17 protein-coding genes are annotated in these 19,237 nt (G+C 46.7%); 9 read left to right on the forward strand and 8 right to left on the reverse strand.

Annotated elements, in window-relative coordinates:
• Positions 1 to 85: 85 nt before the first annotated feature.
• The gene (locus PLE7327_RS20655) at positions 86 to 997 is read left to right on the forward strand and encodes a J domain-containing protein (RefSeq protein ID WP_015145709.1); all 912 of its coding nucleotides are present in this window, start codon (positions 86 to 88) and stop codon (positions 995 to 997) included.
• Between the two features lie 161 nt (positions 998 to 1,158).
• Positions 1,159 to 2,382, forward strand: coding sequence for an ATP phosphoribosyltransferase regulatory subunit (locus PLE7327_RS20660; protein WP_015145710.1), 1,224 nt, complete (start codon positions 1,159 to 1,161; stop codon positions 2,380 to 2,382).
• Between the two features lie 20 nt (positions 2,383 to 2,402).
• On the opposite strand, the gene PLE7327_RS20665 is transcribed toward PLE7327_RS20660, so the two are convergent.
• From PLE7327_RS20665 to PLE7327_RS20680, 4 genes are all read right to left on the reverse strand, one after another.
• Positions 2,403 to 4,106, reverse strand: a complete 1,704-nt coding sequence (locus tag PLE7327_RS20665; protein WP_015145711.1) for an ABC-ATPase domain-containing protein — start codon at positions 4,104 to 4,106, stop codon at positions 2,403 to 2,405.
• 77 nt (positions 4,107 to 4,183) lie between these two features.
• Complete coding sequence (locus tag PLE7327_RS20670) at positions 4,184 to 4,642, reverse strand: SRPBCC family protein (RefSeq protein WP_015145712.1); 459 nt, start codon at positions 4,640 to 4,642, stop codon at positions 4,184 to 4,186.
• Between the two features lie 51 nt (positions 4,643 to 4,693).
• Positions 4,694 to 5,566, reverse strand: a complete 873-nt coding sequence (locus tag PLE7327_RS20675; protein WP_015145713.1) for an alpha/beta fold hydrolase — start codon at positions 5,564 to 5,566, stop codon at positions 4,694 to 4,696.
• Positions 5,567 to 6,301: a 1-acyl-sn-glycerol-3-phosphate acyltransferase gene (locus PLE7327_RS20680; protein ID WP_015145714.1), complete on the reverse strand. Its 735-nt coding sequence runs from the start codon at positions 6,299 to 6,301 to the stop codon at positions 5,567 to 5,569.
• Positions 6,302 to 6,813: 512 nt separating this feature from the next.
• Between PLE7327_RS20680 and metG the strand changes: the two genes are divergently transcribed.
• From metG to PLE7327_RS20700, 4 genes are all read left to right on the forward strand, one after another.
• The gene (gene metG, locus PLE7327_RS20685) at positions 6,814 to 8,415 is read left to right on the forward strand and encodes a methionine--tRNA ligase (protein ID WP_015145715.1); all 1,602 of its coding nucleotides are present in this window, start codon (positions 6,814 to 6,816) and stop codon (positions 8,413 to 8,415) included.
• A 134-nt stretch (positions 8,416 to 8,549) separates the two neighbouring features.
• A complete protein-coding gene (locus PLE7327_RS20690) occupies positions 8,550 to 9,155 on the forward strand; it encodes an NYN domain-containing protein (protein WP_041393694.1) in 606 nt (201 codons plus the stop codon).
• The gene (gene lptC, locus PLE7327_RS20695) at positions 9,152 to 10,291 is read left to right on the forward strand and encodes an LPS export ABC transporter periplasmic protein LptC (protein WP_015145717.1); all 1,140 of its coding nucleotides are present in this window, start codon (positions 9,152 to 9,154) and stop codon (positions 10,289 to 10,291) included. The genes PLE7327_RS20690 and lptC overlap by 4 nt, the downstream gene beginning before the upstream one ends.
• A gap of 147 nt (positions 10,292 to 10,438) precedes the next feature.
• Complete coding sequence (locus tag PLE7327_RS20700; protein ID WP_015145718.1) at positions 10,439 to 11,575, forward strand: SpoIID/LytB domain-containing protein; 1,137 nt, start codon at positions 10,439 to 10,441, stop codon at positions 11,573 to 11,575.
• A 102-nt stretch (positions 11,576 to 11,677) separates the two neighbouring features.
• On the opposite strand, the gene PLE7327_RS20705 is transcribed toward PLE7327_RS20700, so the two are convergent.
• Complete coding sequence (locus PLE7327_RS20705; RefSeq protein ID WP_015145719.1) at positions 11,678 to 12,202, reverse strand: DUF1993 domain-containing protein; 525 nt, start codon at positions 12,200 to 12,202, stop codon at positions 11,678 to 11,680.
• Positions 12,203 to 12,316: 114 nt separating this feature from the next.
• Between PLE7327_RS20705 and PLE7327_RS25025 the strand changes: the two genes are divergently transcribed.
• Positions 12,317 to 12,460 carry a hypothetical protein gene (locus PLE7327_RS25025; RefSeq protein ID WP_186005346.1) on the forward strand — a complete coding sequence of 48 codons (144 nt, stop codon included), beginning with the start codon at positions 12,317 to 12,319 and terminating at the stop codon, positions 12,458 to 12,460.
• Positions 12,461 to 12,580: 120 nt separating this feature from the next.
• A complete protein-coding gene (locus PLE7327_RS20710; protein WP_015145720.1) occupies positions 12,581 to 14,530 on the forward strand; it encodes an APC family permease in 1,950 nt (649 codons plus the stop codon).
• Between the two features lie 6 nt (positions 14,531 to 14,536).
• Here PLE7327_RS20710 and PLE7327_RS20715 read toward each other — a convergent pair whose 3' ends face one another.
• Both PLE7327_RS20715 and PLE7327_RS20720 read right to left on the reverse strand, forming a co-directional pair.
• The gene (locus tag PLE7327_RS20715) at positions 14,537 to 15,343 is read right to left on the reverse strand and encodes a TetR family transcriptional regulator (protein ID WP_015145721.1); all 807 of its coding nucleotides are present in this window, start codon (positions 15,341 to 15,343) and stop codon (positions 14,537 to 14,539) included.
• A 370-nt stretch (positions 15,344 to 15,713) separates the two neighbouring features.
• The gene (locus PLE7327_RS20720) at positions 15,714 to 17,126 is read right to left on the reverse strand and encodes an HD domain-containing phosphohydrolase (protein WP_015145722.1); all 1,413 of its coding nucleotides are present in this window, start codon (positions 17,124 to 17,126) and stop codon (positions 15,714 to 15,716) included.
• Between the two features lie 166 nt (positions 17,127 to 17,292).
• On the opposite strand from PLE7327_RS20720, the gene PLE7327_RS20725 reads away from it, so the two are divergent.
• Complete coding sequence (locus PLE7327_RS20725) at positions 17,293 to 17,880, forward strand: hypothetical protein (RefSeq protein WP_015145723.1); 588 nt, start codon at positions 17,293 to 17,295, stop codon at positions 17,878 to 17,880.
• Between the two features lie 208 nt (positions 17,881 to 18,088).
• Here the strand turns inward: PLE7327_RS20725 and PLE7327_RS22915 are convergent, their stop codons facing one another.
• Positions 18,089 to 19,156 (reverse strand): SagB/ThcOx family dehydrogenase, encoded by a 1,068-nt coding sequence (locus PLE7327_RS22915; protein WP_144266155.1) that lies wholly within the window; start codon positions 19,154 to 19,156, stop codon positions 18,089 to 18,091.
• Positions 19,157 to 19,237: the final 81 nt, after the last annotated feature.

A 19,237-nucleotide genomic window follows, 5' to 3' on the forward strand; every position in this document is an offset into this window, starting at 1 on the left:
GTATTGCTATCTTCAGCAGAATCTGAGAGATACTAGAAAGATACTAGAAAAAGCTATCGATACTCCCAAACTATTATGACCCCCTATGTCTTTTAAGATCCAACAAGGACTATTTAAACTCGATATTGTCGATCATTATGCAATTCTGGGCATTTCCCTAGATTCGGATACCAAGCAAATTCGTCAGCGCTATCTCAAAATAGCTCAACGATTGCATCCCGATACCTGTAAAGCTACCAGCAACGCAGAAAAACAACAAGCCAATCAAATCCTGTCGAAGCTAGTCAATCCCGCCTACGAACAGTTGTCTAAAGACGTCACTCGGACAGAATATCTCTTAATTCTGTCTCAAATGGGAAAAACTTTAACCTTGGATGGCGGCAAAATTACGCTTGTTAGCGAATCTGCCAAGCAATTGGCTCAAGCAATTGGCAATGCAGACCAACTCTATAAAAAATTACTGCAATCTCTGGCTTTAGAGCAATATACATCGATAGATAAAATTCTCGGCACGATCGCTCAGATCAGCGAACTGAACTTAGTTTACTTGATGCTCAAACAGGGTCAGATCGCTCCAGTAAAAGCAACTCAGACTTTCGCTGCCAAGCCAGCAGCGGAGAGCCAAGTTAAAAAAACAGAGCCAGAAACTCCCGTATCTCCAGTGGCAAGCTATATTCGCCGCGCTCAAGAGTATTTGGATAGAAAGAACTCCGCCCAAGCCATTGTCGAGATGCGAGATGCGCTTAAGATAGAGCCGAATAATAGCACTTGCCACGGTTTGATGGGTTTGGCGTATCTCCAACAGAACCAGATGACAATGGCAAAAGTTCACATCAATAAAGCTTGGCAAGCCAATCCTAAAGATCCTATTGCCATGAAAGCGAAGCAGGAACTTAATAAGCTGGTTCCATCCGAGGATAGCAAGTCCAAGACTTCAGCCGAGCGATCGTCGAGCAGTGGTTTTTTAGGCGGTCTGTTTGGTGGTAAAAAGAAGTGATTGGGAAGAGGGGAAGATGGGGTGGAGAAACCTCCTGAATTCTGGCTCCTGTATGAGCGAGTTTTTAAGATTAACTGTCGGTAAGTTTCTAGAGTTTCTAGATAAACCCGCCCTTACGACTCCTGACTCCTAAAACTGATTACTGATTATTGATTGCTGAAATGATTCATCAACCACCAGCAGGGGCAAGAGATTTACTCCCCCTAGAAGTCGTCCAAAAAGGCTGGATTAACGATCGCCTCCAAGAAGTGTTTCGGCAATGGGGGTATCAACGCATCGTCACTTCGACAATTGAATGGCTCGATACGCTCATGGCTGGCGGCGCGATCGAGCGTTCGACGGTCATTCAACTGCGCGAAGAATCGGAGGGAACGCTAGGACTGCGCCCGGAATTAACGGCTTCTATTGCTCGCGCCGCCGTAACTCGTATGGCAGACGCTACCTATCCGCAACGCCTCTGTTATCGCGCCAATGTCTTTCGCAATCCCCCGCCGGGATACCACGGACGGCAACTGGAGTTTTATCAAGCCGGAGTTGAGTTGCTTTTTGCTGGCGGCGTGCTGGCAGATGCAGAAATTCTGTTACTGCTCGCTGACTGTTTGGATAAGCTAGGGCTGCAACAGTGGCAGTTGCTCCTGGGAGAAGCTCGATTGACGCGATCGCTGCTGTCTCCTTTTCCAGACTCCCTACGACGACAAGTTCGCTATTGTATCGCTCAACTCGATCGCATTGCCCTAGAAAATCTAGACTATCCCTCTCCTGCGCTCAAACAACGGGCAATGGTTTTGTTCGACTTGCGCGGCAAACCTGCCGATGTTCTGCAAACCGTGATGGGTTTTGAGCTAGATGAAGCCGCCCAACAGATTGTCGGTAACCTCAAATCCCTCGTCGAACTCCTGCAAAAAAGCTCTCCGAAGCCGTTTCCTTTGATTTTGGATCTCAGTTTTCTACAAACCTTTGACTATTACACCGGAATTGTTTTTCAGGCAGTCAGTCAAAGCGAAAATCAACTTTGCATCCTCGGACAAGGCGGACGCTACGACGAATTGTTAGGCGTATACCATCCCCAAGGCAAAGCCGCTCCAGGAATCGGTTTTTCTCTCAATCTAGAAGATTTGCACCTCTGTCTCCTCTTTAGTGCGGCTCTCCCCCAGCAAACGCCGCCGATTGACTGGCTCGTTGTTGCCGAAACGCCTCAAGCACAGGCAGCAGCGTTTATCTATGCCCAAAGGTTAAGGAATAAAGAGCCTCGGCTTCGAGTCGAAGTAGATTTGGGCGGGCAATCGCCTCAAGCCATCCGCGACTATGCGCGTCGCTGCCGTATCAATTGTCTTGCCTGGGTAAGAGAAGACTTAGAGGCACTCGTCGAGACTTTAGGTTGCTGAAAAAAACAAGCTTGCGATCGCTAGAAAATTTTTAAAGTTCGCAAACGATTCAGAGCAGCCGCTAATTCAAAGCGTCGAAATAAGGCTAAATCTCCTTGAGGAAATTCGGTCAAGATATCTAATCCTTTTGCCTGAATATCCTCCATGACAAGTTCTAAAATCTCCGGAATCGTTCGCTTTCTGTCGAGATATTTCTCTTTAGCATAGACAATCGCAGACGCGATCGCTCTCAACTGTCCGGGATCGACAATTTGTTCTACAGCAGCTAAATCGATATCTTCTTCTCCAAAAGCCACTTCATCGACATCGCGTACCTTTAACTTGACTGCCTTGCGCCCGCGACTGGGATCGATGCTTTCTGCTAAAGGAATTCTGGGAGTGATTTTTCCGAATCGTTCTCCGCCTTCTCGAATGCGTTTGTTAAGATGTTCTTTGGCGATCGCTTTGGCTTTTTCGGTTACGTCTTGCGGTTGAAAATTCTCCATGGCAATAACGGTATCGGCTACGTCAAAATAATCACCGCTGCCGCCCATAACTAAAATAGTAGAAACGCCATAATCGCGATAAAGTTGTCTGACTTTATCAATAAAAGGAGTAATCGGTTCTTTATCTTTAGAAATTAACTGTTGCATGCGGCGATCGCGAATCATAAAATTTGTCGCTGAGGTATCTTCATCGACTAGCAATAGTTCCGAACCTATCTCTAAAGCTTCGATAATATTTGCCGCTTGAGACGTACTTCCACTCGCATTTTCTGTCGAAAAATTCGTTGTCGAACGACCTTGAGGCAACTGATTAATAAACGGAGAAATATCGACCCCGACGATACTGCGCCCGTCCTCAGCGCGAATTTTTACCGCCGTAGAATTGGCGATCGCAAATTCTCTTCCATCTCCAGGGATATGATTGTAAACTCCTAATTCAATCGCTTGTAATAAAGTCGTTTTTCCGTGATAGCCACCGCCTACAATTAAGGTAATTCCCATCGGAATTCCCATTCCTTTAATGGCTCCTCGATTGGGGCAATTAAATTCAACTTCTAGGGAGGGTGGAGACTGAAAAGCAACAGCATCTTTTAATAACGGACGGAAATCTACACCACTTCGTCGCGGCAAAATCGAATCATTAGCAATAAATGCGACTAATCCTCTTTCTTTTAACTGTTGCCGCAGCCAATCGGCATCTTCATTTGTTTCTACGTGCTTTTGAATTTCTCGTGCATTCAGCGAGGCATATTTAAGCTTTTTCTCGACGATTTCCGGGATATCTTTGCATAGCATTTCTGCCGCCTGACGACCTAAAATCGTCCGTCCTCGTGCGGGAAGTCCGACTAAAAATCTTGCTTCAACCCATTCGTCATCAATAAAAGCAGAAGTGCGTTCTAATATTTCTTGTCCGGTGCGAACGATAGAAATCAATCCACTTTTTCCCGTGCCGCGATAGGAACTTAAATCTCTGGCAACGCGCTCGAACTGACGAGTGAGATAATCTCGTAAGGCAACTTCTCGACTAGCAGACTGGTAGAGACTGCGAGGAAACTTAGCGATTGACTGGGGAACTTTGACGATGAATTTGCTAGGCGAGGCAAAGGGATCGCCCTGTACGCGATCGATAGTCAGGGTAAAATCCGGAAACTGGTAGCTTCCCTCGATCTCTTTATAAGCTTTGTAACCGCGTCCGTCTAGTTGCAGCAAAGTGGAGCGCAGATTTTCTCGATCTGACATAAGATCGCCAAGAGGAAATTCAATTGTTTCCAAACTACCACGAAAAAACGCGCTCTATTGGTTAGACGAATCCAAGCTCAACTGCACTCGGTTTGATAAACTTCCTCTGCAACTCGTTTGAGTCGTTTTAATTGAGCTTTCATATCGTTTTTTGTCCAATTGGCAGCAAAGCGATCGAATCCCCAACCGATCAGCGGATTGGGAATCTCGAATTCAAAGCGATTGATGAGTTGCGTTCCTTTGGGGTTGGGTTGGCATTCCCAGCGATCGCGTCCTTTAAAAAAACCATCAAATTCCCATACGATTAATCCTGGTTCTCGTTCGACTACTACGCTTTTTAAGGTAGGTTCGATAACAGGAATTTTAATAATAAATCGACTTCGACTTCCTATCTTGGTACTCCATTCGCCAACGGGTTGGCAACGCAAAACTGGATTTAACCAGCGATGCATCAGATCGAGATCGGTAATGCAACGCTCGACAATTGTTGAACTGGCATTAATTTGAACTGATTGTTCAAAAACTGTCTTTTCCATCAGAGCTAACGTGCAAGCTTCTAATACATTAATCCAAACTTGCCTGACTTTCTAAGCAACCACTTGGCGATCGCTACTCAAAAGCTTGCTTTCAATGAAATTATTCGCTTTCATAATTTCATCGAGATAAATATTCGTTTCTAACAAACAAGCATGACCGCTGTCAGGCAGGATGACCGTTTGAGCGTTAGGCAGAAAACTGTCTAATCGTTTCGCTTCTTCCATTGACGGCAGTACCCGATCGCCAGTACTGGCAATCAGTAACGTAGGTTGAGCGATGCGGCGCAAATCGTTGTCGGCAACCGCGAAATTCTTCAGTAGCGACAATCGCCATGATACAACATGGGGCGGTATGGAATTCATTGCTCTCAGTAAAGCCATGCGATCGCCTGACGACATTCTCTCTAAAGAAGCCAAAAAAGGCAACAACGCCAAGGCTGACACTGGATGTAGAAAGTCCGGCATCCAGTGAGTAATTTGAATTCCCCAACTCAAGCACGGTCGTCGATTGAAAGAAGAGGACGGATTGACCAAAATGAGGCGATCGAACAGCTTCGGTGCTTCTAAAACCAATTTCAGTGCCAAACATCCCCCGAAAGATTCGCCGCACAGATAAATGGGATGAGGGGAGGCATGAGATTTTCCATTTCCATCCCCCCATCTTCTTGTCTCCCCGTCTCTTTGTCTCTTAAGAAGTTCGTTTTTGATAAGAGCGACGGTTTTCTTAGCAAGACTATCCCAGTCGTTCATATCGTCTGGGGGAATAGCCAAACACCGAATATCAAAAAACTTGGCTAATCGATCGGCTTGTCGTTGATAGAGTTGACCCGTCCCATCCATTCCAGGCAGAAAGATAAACAGGGGCAACTCTGGCTGGATGGGGGTTGGAGCAATAAAACTCAGACGACTGGTGATTTCTGACATTTAACTAGATTCGGTTTGCAACAGTTGGGCGATTTCTTGGCGACAGTAATCGGTTAATTCGGTAACTACCTGTTTGGCGCTTCCTCCCTGATACTGTTGGCGGTGCCGTGCGGTAATCCAATAAGGACGACCGATTAATACATTAGCATGGCGATAGACTAACACTGGATGCCATCCTGCGCCATTGAATAGGGGTTCTGAGGGATCGAAAAGCCGCAGCAACCGCACGGGAAAGATTAAAGCGATGTTTTCGGCTTCCGACGCGATCGCGACGGGCAGTACCGCTAAGTCGGGAACCGATGCTCTGAGGGCTAAATGAGCAAATCCTCGCTGAAACTTCCTCATTTCCCTGGGTTGGGTTAACTGGATCATCGGCGAAGCCCCTTCGGGAAAGATTCCCACCCATTGCCGAGATTGCAATAGTCTAGTGGCTCGCTCGAAAAATTGTCTCCCGCGTTTTTTCGGTTCATCTAAGGGGATGCAGCCTAGTAGGTCGATCGCTTCTTTTAAGATTGGTGTTTGACCCATATAGCGATGGCAGGCAACGCGAACTGGTCGTCTGAGCGCTTGAATTAAAATCGGGGCGTCCATAAAACTGCGATGATTGCTCACAACCACCACTGCGCTAGCCTCTTGGGGAATCCGGTCTTCATGATAAACAAACATCCGCATTCCCATCGCCCCCAAGAGCGATTGAGAAACCGGAAGAGAAGTCTTAGTTAAGTCGTAGGACATAAGCAAAAGAGGCTGTGTAAAATAAAAGATAAAAGGCACGGTCAGCCGCGATCGCGAGTGAAAACTTTACCTAGGCTCTTTGACTCAGCTCGAACGAATTGCTCTGCTTGCTAAGGTTAGAAGCCTCTCTAGCTTCGATTCCTTTCATGACTGTCACAGTCAACCCGCTTCTATCCTCAAACATTTCGTTCGGTAATGCATCAGCTTTGAGGCATAACCCAATTGGTTGGATCGATCTCAAACTGCTTAATATTACTTTACCTCAAGTCGAGTTCGTACTATACTGGAGTGATTTAATAGTTTTTACTAAAAATTAATTCATCCTCATTCCGTATTTTCCCATAGGCGAAAAGCTTAACAATGTTTTTATCGATACAAGCAAAGGAGCTAGATTAAGACAGATATAAGGTCAACAAAATAGCAACTAAAATAAGAAATTGGAGCTTTGCGCCAGAGCCACTAAAAGAGCATTGGCGCTTGTTATTCTTTTTAGATAAGTTATATAAGATTACATGAGTCCAGATAAGACAAGTAACCGTAAATTTGCCCTAACAACACCGCTATATTACGTAAACGATATTCCCCATGTAGGGAGTGCCTACCCGACCATGGCGGCAGACGCGATCGCGCGTTTTAAACGTCTCCAGGGAAATTCCGTGCTTTTTATTACAGGAACCGACGAACACGGACAAAAAATTCAACGAAAAGCTCAAGAGAAAGGATTAGCACCTCAAGAATACTGCGACCAAATCGTACCGAGTTTCGAGGCACTTTGGCACAAACTCAATATTCGCTACGATCGCTTCAGTCGTACCACATCAGAACGCCATCGCGCGATCGTCAACGAATTCTTTGGGCGAGTCTGGGATCGCGGCGATATTTACCTGGCGCGGCAACAGGGATGGTATTGCGTTGCCTGTGAAGAATTTAAAGAAAAAAGGGAATTATTAGAAGGGGGCGAATGCGCCATCCATACTAACTTGAAAGCTGAATGGCGAGATGAAGAAAATTATTTTTTTCGACTCTCAAATTACCAACAGCAGTTAGAAAGACATTATGAAGACAACCCCGATTTTATCCAACCTGAGAGCCGTCGCAATGAGGTTCTAAATTTTGTCAGACAGGGACTGCAAGACTTTTCTATTTCTCGGATTAATATGGATTGGGGATTTCCAGTCCCTCGCGATCCCAAACATACCATTTACGTTTGGTTCGACGCACTTTTAGGGTATGTTACCGCTCTACTAGAACCAGAGCAAGAACCCACTTTAGAGAATGCCTTATCTCAATGGTGGCCCATCAATTTACATTTAATTGGTAAAGATATTTTGCGCTTTCATGCCGTTTATTGGCCCGCCATGTTAATTTCGGCAGGATTGCCTTTACCAGGTAGAGTATTCGGACACGGATTTCTGACTAAAAACGGACAAAAAATGGGAAAAAGTTTGGGAAATACCCTCGATCCTTTTGATTTAGTCAGTCGCTATGGGTCTGATGCGGTGCGATACTATTTTCTTAAAGAAATTGAATTTGGACGGGACGGTGATTTTAATGAAACTCGATTTATAAACATTCTCAACGCGGATTTAGCCAATGACCTTGGCAATTTACTCAATCGAACTTTAGGTATGGCGAGGAAATACTGCAATGGAGTTGGTCCGCAACTGAGTGCAGTAGATATTTCTGAAGATAATCCTCTAAAAGCTTTTGGAGTAGAATTAGGCGATCGCGTTGCGAAAGCCTACGACGATCTTCGTTTTCATCAAGCCTGCGAAGAAATTTTTACGCTGATTCGCAGCAGTAATAAATTCATTGATGAAAGCGCTCCTTGGAGTTTATTTAAAGCAGGCAAACAAGCAGAAGTCGAACGAGTTTTATATTCAGTTTTAGAATCAGTCAGACTGAGCGCTTATCTGTTATCACCTATCATTCCCAATTTGAGCAGTAATATTTATCAACAACTCGGTTTTTCTCTTGATTTTAACGAATTCGATCGCGTTAAAAAAATTGCTCCTTTTAGCGAACACGCTCGTTGGGGAAAACTAACGGCTAACCAACAGTTAAGTAAGCCTCAACCGATCTTTGCCAAACTGGAACACCCCGGTGAGGATTAAACGTCACGATCCCTACCAGAAACTCGATCGAAAGCAAGCGAGCAGATTTAGCTGAGAGGCTCGAAACTATGATAATAACAAATCTTTTTTTAGATAACAAAACAGCTTTTCATAATAAACGGGGAATAAAAAAAATGTTTGACGATTATGACACTAACCCGATCTTTACGCCGGAGCAAGTATTAGAAAATCGGGGAAGAGTGGCGATTTTTATCGACGGATCGAACTTATTTTATGCAGCGCTTCAATTGGGCATCGAAATCGATTACACCAAACTTCTCTGTCGCTTGACAGCAGGATCGCGCCTGCTGCGGGCGTTCTTTTATACTGGGGTCGATCGCACCAACGAGAAACAACAGGGGTTTTTGTTGTGGATGCGCCGCAACGGCTATCGAGTCATTGCTAAAGATTTGGTGCAACTCCCCGATGGCTCGAAAAAAGCTAACCTAGATGTAGAAATTGCCGTCGATCTCATGGCATTGGTAGGCGCATACGATACAGCCGTAATCGTCAGCGGAGATGGGGATCTCGCCTACGCCGCCGATGCAGTAAGCTATCGGGGAGCGAGAATTGAGGTAGTCAGCTTGCGATCGATGACCAGCGATAGTTTAATCAATGTAGCCGATCGCTACATCGACCTAGAACAAATCAAAGAAGAGATTCAAAAAACGCCCAGACAGAGTATAGGTTATACTAGCTTCTCTACTCTAGGGGCGTTGGACGAGGATAAACCCAGATGAAAATAGGCGCTCTTGTCAAGGGAGGTTTGTTAGCGATTTTGTTGCTGAGCCTTGGGGCATGTCAACAGCAAAGAGAGCAACCGGAAAAAGTCGATAACAATTCTTCCCCTGCCTCAGAGCCAGAAACTCGCCTAGTTTTGAATAATGCGACCTTAGAACAATCGAATAATCGGGGACAACCCCTTTGGAAAATTCAGGTAGAGAAAGCTAGCTACAGCCCCGATCGCAAAATGGCACAAGTGAGTAAAATTCGGGGAAATCTCTATCAAGACGGCAAAGTTGTTTTGCAAGTCAGCGCAGATACGGGAGAAATTTATAGAGACGGCGAGCAGATTTTTCTCAAGAAAAATATTATTGCCACCGACCCGCGCAACGGAGCCGTTATCCGCAGCGAAGAAGTAGAGTGGCGACCGAAAGAAGACGTGTTGATGGCACGCCAGAATCTCAGGGGTAGCAATGCCAAATTTAACGCATTGGCAAAAGAAGGCAAATACTATACTCGGCAAGAACGCCTGGAATTGATTGGCAATATTGTCGCCACGGCCAAAGAGCCACAATTGCAACTGAAAACCGAGCATCTAAATTGGAATATTTCCCAAGACAAGGTAATTGGCGATCGCCCGTTGACGATGGTTCGCTTCCAAGATAAAACGGTTACTGACAGAGTAGCTGCCGATCGCGGCGAGGTCAATCTCAGAATTGCCAGCACCACGATTCAAGATCGCGTCGAGTTTCGCTCCGTCGATCCCCCAGTCCAGATTGCCGCCGATACAGTCACCTGGAATTATCGAAATCGCCTCGTTCTCTCCAATCGACCAGTCCGACTGTATCATTATACAGAGCAAGTGACCATTACGGGCAATCAGGCACAGGTAGATTTAGCCAAAGAAGTGGCTCGACTCAAAGGCGGCGTTCGGGGATATGGCAGCCGCAACCAGGCAAAACTTTATTCTCGCGAGATGACCTGGTATGTTTCCTCGCAGAGAGTCGAGGCAGTGGGAAACGTAATTTACGAGCAAGCCGATCCTCAGTTTAATGTAACGGGAGATAGGGCAGTGGGAAGGCTTCAAGATAATAACGTCGTCGTCAGCGGCAATAGTCAAGATAGAGTGGTGACGGAGATCGTTCCCGAATAGGAGATCGCGATCGAATAAGGCTTTTGAAATTTAGATAAATAAATAACGCCTATTTAAAATATAAATTTGACTTGACTCCCGACCAAAGATGAGGAACACTATTAGCGTAATAGCAATCTGAATGGTGTGAGGAGAGGTTGAATTCAGATGGCATCAAAACGGAATTTGGCATTTTTCGCAGCCACCCTGCGCTTTTTTGCGCGTCGTCCTTGGGGTCTTGCTTTGTTGGTCTGGCTCGTCCTAATCGCCCCAGCACAAGCAGCAGTCGAACTTCGAGTGGCGATTAAAAAGAATCTCGATCGCGTTAAAGTGGGCAGTTCCACCCCTGCGGTCGTTCGCGATGAAACAGGTCGAAAACTGGGGGAAATAACCGCTCTGGATGCTTTCTCAGTAAGGACTGGCGGTCGCGGAGTCGCTCTCGGTAACTGGAGTGGCGATCGCCTCTACATCGAACCAACCGAAGAGGGTTACGTTTGGATTGGGGATAACTGGTATCGGGGACGCACCGAACTGATTCGGCAAGGGCAGGGAGTTACAGCCATCAATCGCGTCGATTTAGAAGAATATCTCTACAGCGTCGTTGGTTCGGAAGCAATTCCCAGTTGGCATCAGGAAGCCTTGAAAGCCCAAGCCGTTGCTGCCCGAACCTATGCTCTTTATCAACGCGCTATCTCAGCCAATCGTCTCTACGATCTGGAGACGACAACCCAAACGCAAGTATATAAGGGGATTAGCAGCGAGTATATCAGCACCCAAGAGGCAGTCAAGGCAACTGTCGGACAGATATTGACCTACCACGGGAAGACAATTCTGGCAGCTTTTCATTCGTCTTCTGGCGGACACACCGAAAACGTGGAAGATGTCTGGAGTTCTCGCCTGCCCTATCTTCGAGGCGTGATAGATTACGACCAGCGATCGCCTGTTTTCCAGTGGACAAAAACTTTTTCGTCTGAAGAACTCGCCCGTCGCATTAGCGGGATTGGCAATGTCAAAGCCTTGATCCCAGAACGAACCACACCTCGCGGACGGATCGTGACAATGAGAATAGTAGGCGATCGCGGCACGAAAACTCTGACTGGCGCTCAACTTCGTCAAGCCCTCGATCTCCGTAGTACTCTCTTTACTGTTTCTGCCGAAAACGACACGTTCCAAATTAACGGACGTGGCTTCGGTCACGGCATCGGGTTGAGTCAGTGGGGAACTTACTATTTAGCCGATCGGGGGGTGGATTATCAGCGAATTCTCGCCCATTATTACCAAAATGCTCGTCTGACTCAAATGTAATAGAGAGAGTCCGATCGTTCGGGAGAACGTTCCTGGTCAGCAGTTGCCAGCAAGTTTTTCAACTTCATCATAGGCTCTCAACAATCCGCTGTACCAGGCTTGTTATGCATCACCTTGATGTTTTAAGAACGGCACTAAATGCATCATAAAATCGCGCTTTCCTATTGAAGCTCCTTCCATACGTAGGATGTTATACGCTGTCGTCAGATGAAAATAAAAATTTGGTATTAGAAAATCATTTACATACGAGAGTCCAGATAATTCTACATATAGCCCTTGCCCAAGCTCAAGCCGATAGATTTCTGAAAGCTTGGCATCGACAACATTGATAGCGGCCAGAAGCCCCTTAGTCGATGAAATATGACTACGAGCTTCAGTTAACGATGTTACGTTAGGGTTTAAGTTGTTCGCGGACTGACCTAGGCACCATAATGCAAAGTTGCGAGGCTGATTACAAGTAAACGCTATTTGTGTCCCAAAAGGGAACATATCAGGCGCTATGCGTCGCTGCAAAAGGGACTCCACATCGTCTGTGAAATGACTCTCAGCCACATCTAAAAGATGGTTCAAAGTATCGAGCCTAGAATTGAAAATATTTTGTAATGCTGCGATCTTCTGTCTTTCCATACGTTCTTTAGAAATAGAACTTGTGATACATTGTAATACACAACGTTAACCAACTCGCTGTTGAGGCACAACAACTGAGTACGAATAGAGGTTGCGATCGCTGGCTCGATCTCGATGCTGGCTTCTACTCCTGCTGCTAGCTCGATCGCGATCGCAAGAAAACGATTCTGGTTTGTAAAGCTGCGATCGCGCGTTGCTGTTGAAAAAGCTAAATGGATTAAACTACACCAACTTCAGCGTAGTAAGTTGGAGCGCTGATATCTTTATAAAGATATAAAGAATAGATAGAATCCAAGCTAGAATCCGTCAGGGCGATTCGGCGGGCTCGTTCACAGGAAAAAACTACTAAATGACGGCTAAACATCAGGAGTAACGTTAATGGCTGGACCGCTTATTCCCCCCAGACGATACCGCCAAAGCGATCGGTACCGCCAACAGTTCCTTAACTGGTTACTCGCCCAAGAACAAGCCCCAAAGGGAGAGCATCACTCCAAGCATCCTTGGTGGCAGGTTATGTGTTTAACGGGGGTTGATTATTTCTCGACGCTGGGCTATCAACCTGGGATTGCGGCACTGGCAGCAGGCGCGCTTTCCCCGCTAGCAACCTTGGTTTTGGTCTTGCTGACGCTCTTTGGTGCCTTGCCTATCTATCGGCGGGTGGCTGAAACCAGTCCCCACGGAGAAGGTTCGATCGCGATGCTCGAGCATCTCCTTTCTTGGTGGCAGGGGAAGCTTTTTGTCCTTTGCCTACTGGGCTTTGTGGCAACTGACTTCATTATCACCATTACCCTTTCGGCTGCCGATGCGACAGCCCATATCATTGAAAATCCTTTGGTGCCAGCTTTTCTTGACGATCGCGCAATCGGTATAACTCTCTTCCTGATAGCATTGCTTGGCGGCGTGTTTCTCAAAGGATTCCGAGAAGCCATTGGGATTGCTGTCTTCCTGGTTGGGATCTACTTGCTGTTGAATTTAATTACCATTGGCGTTAGCGCGTCTGAGATCTGGTCTCGCCCAGTTGCGATCGCTTCCTGGCAGTCTTTACTCTTGAGTGAAGATCAAAATCCTCTCACCATGCTCGGCGTGTCGGTTTTACTGTTTCCAAAGCTTGCTCTGGGATTATCCGGTTTTGAGACGGGAGTAGCGGTTATGCCCCTCATCAAGGGTTGTAGCAGCGATACTGATGAGCGACCAAAAGGACGCATTTACAATACGCACAAGCTGCTTACAACTGCTGCCGTCATTATGAGTTTTTTCTTGATTGCGAGCAGTTTGGTGACGACGCTATTAATTCCAGCCGAAGAATTTCAAGCTGGCGGGGCAGCTAGCGGACGCGCCCTTGCTTACCTGGCGCATGCCTATCTGGGCAGTGGCTTCGGAACGATTTATGATTTGAGTACCATTTCCATCCTGTGGTTTGCGGGTGCGTCTGCTATGGCAGGTCTGCTCAATATCGTTCCTCGCTATTTACCGCGCTATGGCATGGCTCCCAACTGGACGCTGGCGATACGTCCTTTGGTGTTGATTTATACGGCGATCGCTTTTGCGGTCACGATTATTTTTAAAGCCAATGTGGAAGCGCAAGGGGGAGCCTATGCAACGGGAGTGTTGGTGTTGATGAGTTCGGCTGCTTTTGCTGTAACCTTAGCCGCTCGCCGCCAGAGAACGAAGCGAGGAGTTCTAGCTTTCAGTTTGATTACCTTAGTATTTTTATATACTACTATCGTCAATATTATTGAGAGACCGGAAGGGATTCGGATCGCTGCCTTTTTTATCGGTACGATTATCGTTACTTCGCTGATTTCGCGGGTCTGGAGATCGACCGAACTCCGAGTCGAGCAAATTGACATTGACAAAACTGCCTGTTGCTTTATCGATGCTCTAGCAAGTCGGGGCACGATACGAATTATTGCCAATCGATTGAATGAGGGAGATGAGAGGGAGTATTACTTGAAGGAAAAAGAAGTCCGCGAGGACAACCATATTCCCCCGATGGATCCGGTTCTGTTCCTAGAAATTCTGGTATCCGATGCCTCAGAGTTTATAGATATCATTCGGATCGAAGGAGTAAAAGTCGGCGATTATCGCATCCTACGCACTCATAGTGCCGCCGTACCAAATGCGATCGCAGCCATCCTTTTATACATACGCGATCGCACAGGTAAAATCCCCCATGCCTACTTTGGCTGGGTAGAGGGCAATCCCATCCAATATTTGCTGCGCTTCATCCTCTTTGGCGAGGGAGATATTCCTGTCGTTACCCGTGAAGTCCTTCGTAAGGCAGAAAAAAATCCCGACCGCCGCCCCGCTATCCACGTTGGCGGCTAAAAAATCTTAGCGATCGCCCAAAGGCTGAATTCCGCGCCACAGAATTCGCGCTAGCTGGTTTGACCAAGATTGAGGATTGACTCGTTGCGGGTTAGCAATCCAAGCCAGTATCAAGCCGTCTAGCATCCCAGCCCAGAAAGTTGCCAGCACGAAGGGATCGATATCCGCAGCAATTTGTCCATTGTCTTGCAAGCGGCGGATCGAGCTATTGACCATCTCCTGGGAGTTTTTATAAGTAGTGCTACCGAGCAATTTTTGTACTTCTGGCTCTCGGCTTTCGGTGATGAACTCTAGGTAAAGTCTGACCCAATCGGGGTTTGCCTGCGCATAACCCAGCTGGCTAGCGAGCAGTTCGGCAATCCCTGCTTCTCGATCTTCCGAACTGAAGGCTCTATCGATTTCCTCTGGTAATGCTGGAAGGCGAGATTGCATCCTTTGTTCCATCAATGCCAGGAACAAATCGCTCTTGCTGGGAAAGTGCCAGTAAACGGCTCCTTTGGTCAATCCGGCATCGGCAGCAATGGCATCCAGTGTTGCTCCTGCGTAGCCGTGTTGGGCGAAAATACGGCTGGCAGAAGCAAGAATGCGACTGCGAGTATCGAGAAGTTGCGGACTTGAGCTAGTCTGCTCTGTGGCAAGCAACTCTCTCAATTGCTTCTTATTGCCAACGTAGCGCCGAACGGTAGGCCAGCTCACGCCTGCTTCCTTGGCTACATCAGTCAAGTTAATTTTGTCAAGAGGACGTTCGGCAGCCAACCGTTTAGCAGCAGCGAGAATCTCGTCGCGAGAAGTCGCTGGAAAACCTTTTTGCATAATTATATTCTTATTGGTATTTATATTATATACCAATGAGTATGTAAATTACAAAATTGCGGCTCTATGAAAATCCTTTTCTAGATAAAGGTGGGTATTTGCCGATCGCGCTAAGGTAAACATGAGCGAATAAAGATCGTGCAACAGCGCGATCGCGTTTTTTAGGATTTGGTTAAATTTGCTACATCAAATCTTTGCTCTTTCGTTGTATTTTAAAACACAAAGATATAGAGTCAATATCACCCTCCGATTGCTGGAAATTGACCTCCTTAATCTGTCGCAATGTAAAGATTAGAGGTCAATTTTATTTTGGGGAAATTTAAGAGTTCGCCATTTTTGCACCAAATAGCGTCCTTGTATTTACTCGTGCTTAGCTAGCGATCTCTGCCTTAGAAGGATCGGGCTTTGTCGCTTCCTCTAACCAAACAGTCGGTAGTTGACTAGGACGATTGGGCAATTGCATCAAGCCCATTTCTACAAGGCGAACGACAGTAGTCAAAGATTCTACCAAGGCAGGATCGAAACGAGTGCCGCTAGATTGCCGACATTTTTCTAGAGCGTCTGCTACGCTATAGGCAGGACGATCGCCTCTGGGTTGGGTTAGTTTTTGAAACTCCGCCACCAAGCCAAGAATGCGAGCTTCGATAGAAATTTCTTCTTCTCTCAATCCGTCTGGTTTGCCGCTACCATCCCAGTGTTCTAGATGATGCAAGACAATATCGGTAACGGGGGCCAGTTCAGGCATAGTAGATAGCAGTTTTGCGCCCAGTATGGCGCGATCGCGCCAAAAAGCCAAACTCGCTTCATCTAACTGATTAGAAGTGTGGGTAAATACCTCTATCGGCGCTTCGGCTAATCCAATGCGAAACAAGAGTCCGGCGAGGCGCAGCCGTCTCAACTTCAGGATCGGTAAATCGAGGAGCTGTCCGATGGTTTCTGCTAGGGCGGCTACCTGAAGCGAGGCAACCGGGTTATCTTTATCCCGTTCGTCTACTCGCTGCGCCATTCTCAAGAAGGCTTGCAGCTTGCCAGCGGTTAAATTGCGATTAAGTCGCCGCGCTTGTCCTTCTAATTCCACCAGTTCCCGCGCTTGACGATTGACGGTGACGAGCTGTTGCTGGCTGGTTTGTAAATAAGTCACAATTCTGGAAACAACTCTCGTGAGATCGGCCGGGTTGGGGTTAGGAGTGCTAGCAATCTGCGCCTGCATTTGTGCGAGGCGATGGCATAGCGGGTTATCATAGGGGCGCATCCGTTCGATTAAAATTTCGGCTGATTTCTCAACTAGAGTGCGATCGAACGTCCACAATCCGTAAAACTTGCGCTCCATATCGGCTTGCGGCAGACTATCTGCCCGATATTCTTCGGCAGAGAGTTCGTGACACAATACCATCGCTGCGTAGTTAGGCGCGAGGATAATTAAATTCCATTCGTTGACTAGGGGATCGCTAGCATCTAGATTGATAAGGGAGACATTTTCCTGTTGTCCGGTTGGGTGGGCGGCGAAACCACTTTCGGGAAAGGCTGCGATCGCAATGTGACGGGAACATCGAGCGATCTCAAAATAGCGATCGGCTTCTTGCAAATACCATTTTCCCTGCTGAAAGGTAACGAGAACCAGGGGTTTTCGATCGGGAAGTCCTTCGCAAGTTTGTAAGATATGATCTTCTAAAGCATGACACAGAGCAATTAACGTATTTTTAAAATATACGCCGTAACTTGGAGGCAGTTGACCGTCGGGGAGCGCTGCTTTGAGTCGAGCCAGGGTGGACGAGCGTTGCATTGTCGATAGAGTGTTTTCCAAACTGTGCGCTTGATTAACCGCTTAATCCTATTAGTCTAGGATAAAGGAAGCTTATTCGATCTATATTTATAAGTTAACTCGCGCGATTGTTCGATTAAAGGTCGCATGACTTTCTTTAATAGTGCTCTCTATTTAATTTACTCTCGTGGTAGTTTTAATTTGTCCCGGCATGCACGAGCCGCAACTAACCGATCGCTTTTTGCAAGCGCTACGACAGGAATCAATCGATCTCGGCACGCCTCTAATTTTTCCGACACAAACCTATCCAGCCTTTTCTGCATGGCATATCATACAGTTTTTACGCCAGGAACTCATGCAAAGGAGCGATAACTCTCTCTTATTTATAAGCTTTAGCGCTGGCGTTGTGGGAGCAATTGGGGCTGCTTGGGCTTGGCAGCAAAGTGGGGGTAAGATTTTAGCTCTAATCGCTTTAGACGGCTGGGGAGTTGCCTTATTTGGCAATTTTCCCATTCATCGCCTCAGTCATGACGAGTTTACCCACTGGAGTTCTGCCTTACTCGGAAGCGGAGAAGATAGCTTCTATGCCGATCCTGGTGTAGAGCATCTAGACTTATGGCGATCGCCCGATCTTGTCAGGGGGTGGGCGATTCAAAAAACCGTTTCTGGAATCCAGAGGCGATCGCGATCGACTGCCGCAGCCTTTTTAGCGCTATTATTGAACAGATATTGGGAATACCGAACATCCTCCCGGCACCAGCTCAATAAAGCCTAGACTTTTACCTTCTTAATCTTCAAGCTCGGTTGATATCAATAAGATATTAAGAAATTGACGAGGTTTGCGATCGCTCGGTTTTGTTAATTATTGAGTTAGCGATCGCGCCTTTCTCATTTACTATTCATCAAGTTGCAATTTTCCTACGGTAATGAGATAGAGTACTGCTTCTTCTTGTCCGTCTAATCCTAATAAGCCATTGAGCGCATCATCCAAAAAAAGCGCCGATCGCGCACGCTCCCAATTCCAACGAAGTTGCTGTTAAATAAATATTCTGTCCCAGATGTCCCGCTTCCATCAGAACATAGCGGTAGGTGCGAACGCGATATTTCCACCGCGTTCGCTGAAAAATTGCTGAAATAACCAAACAAACGCTCGCTTTTGCCAAAAAGCCTTTTCCTAAACCAGCCATAACCAAATTTGTCCGAAAATCTCCAGATTTGAGCCGTTCTAATTGATGAGTTTGGACGGCATAGTGATAAATTCCTGCTGGCAATCCTTCGACGCGATGGACGACTGTATAGATTTCCAAGGGGTAAAGTGCCCCCGCAGAAGGAACGGAGCGTAATTCGCGATCGCTTTGAGTAATGCCCTGCGCTAGATGCAGCAAGCGAGACAATTGAATGAGGGATAGGGGGGCATCGGTGTAATCGCGTTGCGAGCGACGAGTTGCGATCGCAGTTTCTAAACTCAACCCCTGGTAGCCTTGAGGATTGGGCAATTTAATCTGTTCGGCATCGGGATACGTCTTGTAGCGGGCTGGAGGTTCGCCCCAGTTGAGAATCGCGCCGAGGGCTTGCGCGGCACCAGGTTTGCTCCACTGATGGTAATATAGTCCCACATCCGTCATCCCATCGGGCAGTTCGGCGGTAGATCGATAGGGGAGGAGTCGTCCTAAAAAGAAACTACCAGCGATCGCTGCTGCCCAAACGAGTAAATTTCGTCGTCCGGTTTCTTGATGCGGTTCTAAGTGTTGCACCCGTTCGCGATCTCCATGCCAAAAGCGATGTCCCCAACAAACTTTAACCCGTCCCCAATTCAAACTCAGATGTAGCACTGCTAGAGCAACCCAAGCGTAACCGACTTGAGTGTGAAACGCAAAGCGGTGCAGTCCTATTGTATCCATCAACAGCCCACTGACGAATAGGTAGAGACTGCCTAACACCAGGAAAGCGACGAGATATAATCTAGGTCTGTCCGTCTCATTTGTGTATTTCTGGAAAAAATGATGGCGAGTTAACAAAACAGCGATCGCGCCCAAAGGAGAAATCGTCAAAACCCTTAGAACTAAGATCTTGCACCATTCTCAACAACTGTTGTTGTCATTAATTTCCCGTGCGATCGAAAAAGTCTTCTA

It is taken from the genome of Pleurocapsa sp. PCC 7327 (assembly GCF_000317025.1).
Lineage (GTDB): Bacteria > Cyanobacteriota > Cyanobacteriia > Cyanobacteriales > Microcystaceae > Hydrococcus.

Coding starts and splice junctions, on each gene's coding strand:
- PLE7327_RS20720 (WP_015145722.1), bottom strand. CDS start 17,126: ATGCAACGCTCGTCCACCCTGGCTCGACTCAAAGCAGCGCTCCCCGAC.
- lptC (WP_015145717.1), top strand. CDS start 9,152: ATGAAAATAGGCGCTCTTGTCAAGGGAGGTTTGTTAGCGATTTTGTTG.
- metG (WP_015145715.1), top strand. CDS start 6,814: ATGAGTCCAGATAAGACAAGTAACCGTAAATTTGCCCTAACAACACCG.
- PLE7327_RS20705 (WP_015145719.1), bottom strand. CDS start 12,202: ATGGAAAGACAGAAGATCGCAGCATTACAAAATATTTTCAATTCTAGG.
- PLE7327_RS20670 (WP_015145712.1), bottom strand. CDS start 4,642: ATGGAAAAGACAGTTTTTGAACAATCAGTTCAAATTAATGCCAGTTCA.
- PLE7327_RS20715 (WP_015145721.1), bottom strand. CDS start 15,343: ATGCAAAAAGGTTTTCCAGCGACTTCTCGCGACGAGATTCTCGCTGCT.
- PLE7327_RS20690 (WP_041393694.1), top strand. CDS start 8,550: ATGTTTGACGATTATGACACTAACCCGATCTTTACGCCGGAGCAAGTA.
- PLE7327_RS20680 (WP_015145714.1), bottom strand. CDS start 6,301: ATGTCCTACGACTTAACTAAGACTTCTCTTCCGGTTTCTCAATCGCTC.
- PLE7327_RS20710 (WP_015145720.1), top strand. CDS start 12,581: ATGGCTGGACCGCTTATTCCCCCCAGACGATACCGCCAAAGCGATCGG.
- PLE7327_RS20675 (WP_015145713.1), bottom strand. CDS start 5,566: ATGTCAGAAATCACCAGTCGTCTGAGTTTTATTGCTCCAACCCCCATC.
- PLE7327_RS20655 (WP_015145709.1), top strand. CDS start 86: ATGTCTTTTAAGATCCAACAAGGACTATTTAAACTCGATATTGTCGAT.
- PLE7327_RS20660 (WP_015145710.1), top strand. CDS start 1,159: ATGATTCATCAACCACCAGCAGGGGCAAGAGATTTACTCCCCCTAGAA.
- PLE7327_RS25025 (WP_186005346.1), top strand. CDS start 12,317: ATGCTGGCTTCTACTCCTGCTGCTAGCTCGATCGCGATCGCAAGAAAA.
- PLE7327_RS20665 (WP_015145711.1), bottom strand. CDS start 4,106: ATGTCAGATCGAGAAAATCTGCGCTCCACTTTGCTGCAACTAGACGGA.
- PLE7327_RS20700 (WP_015145718.1), top strand. CDS start 10,439: ATGGCATCAAAACGGAATTTGGCATTTTTCGCAGCCACCCTGCGCTTT.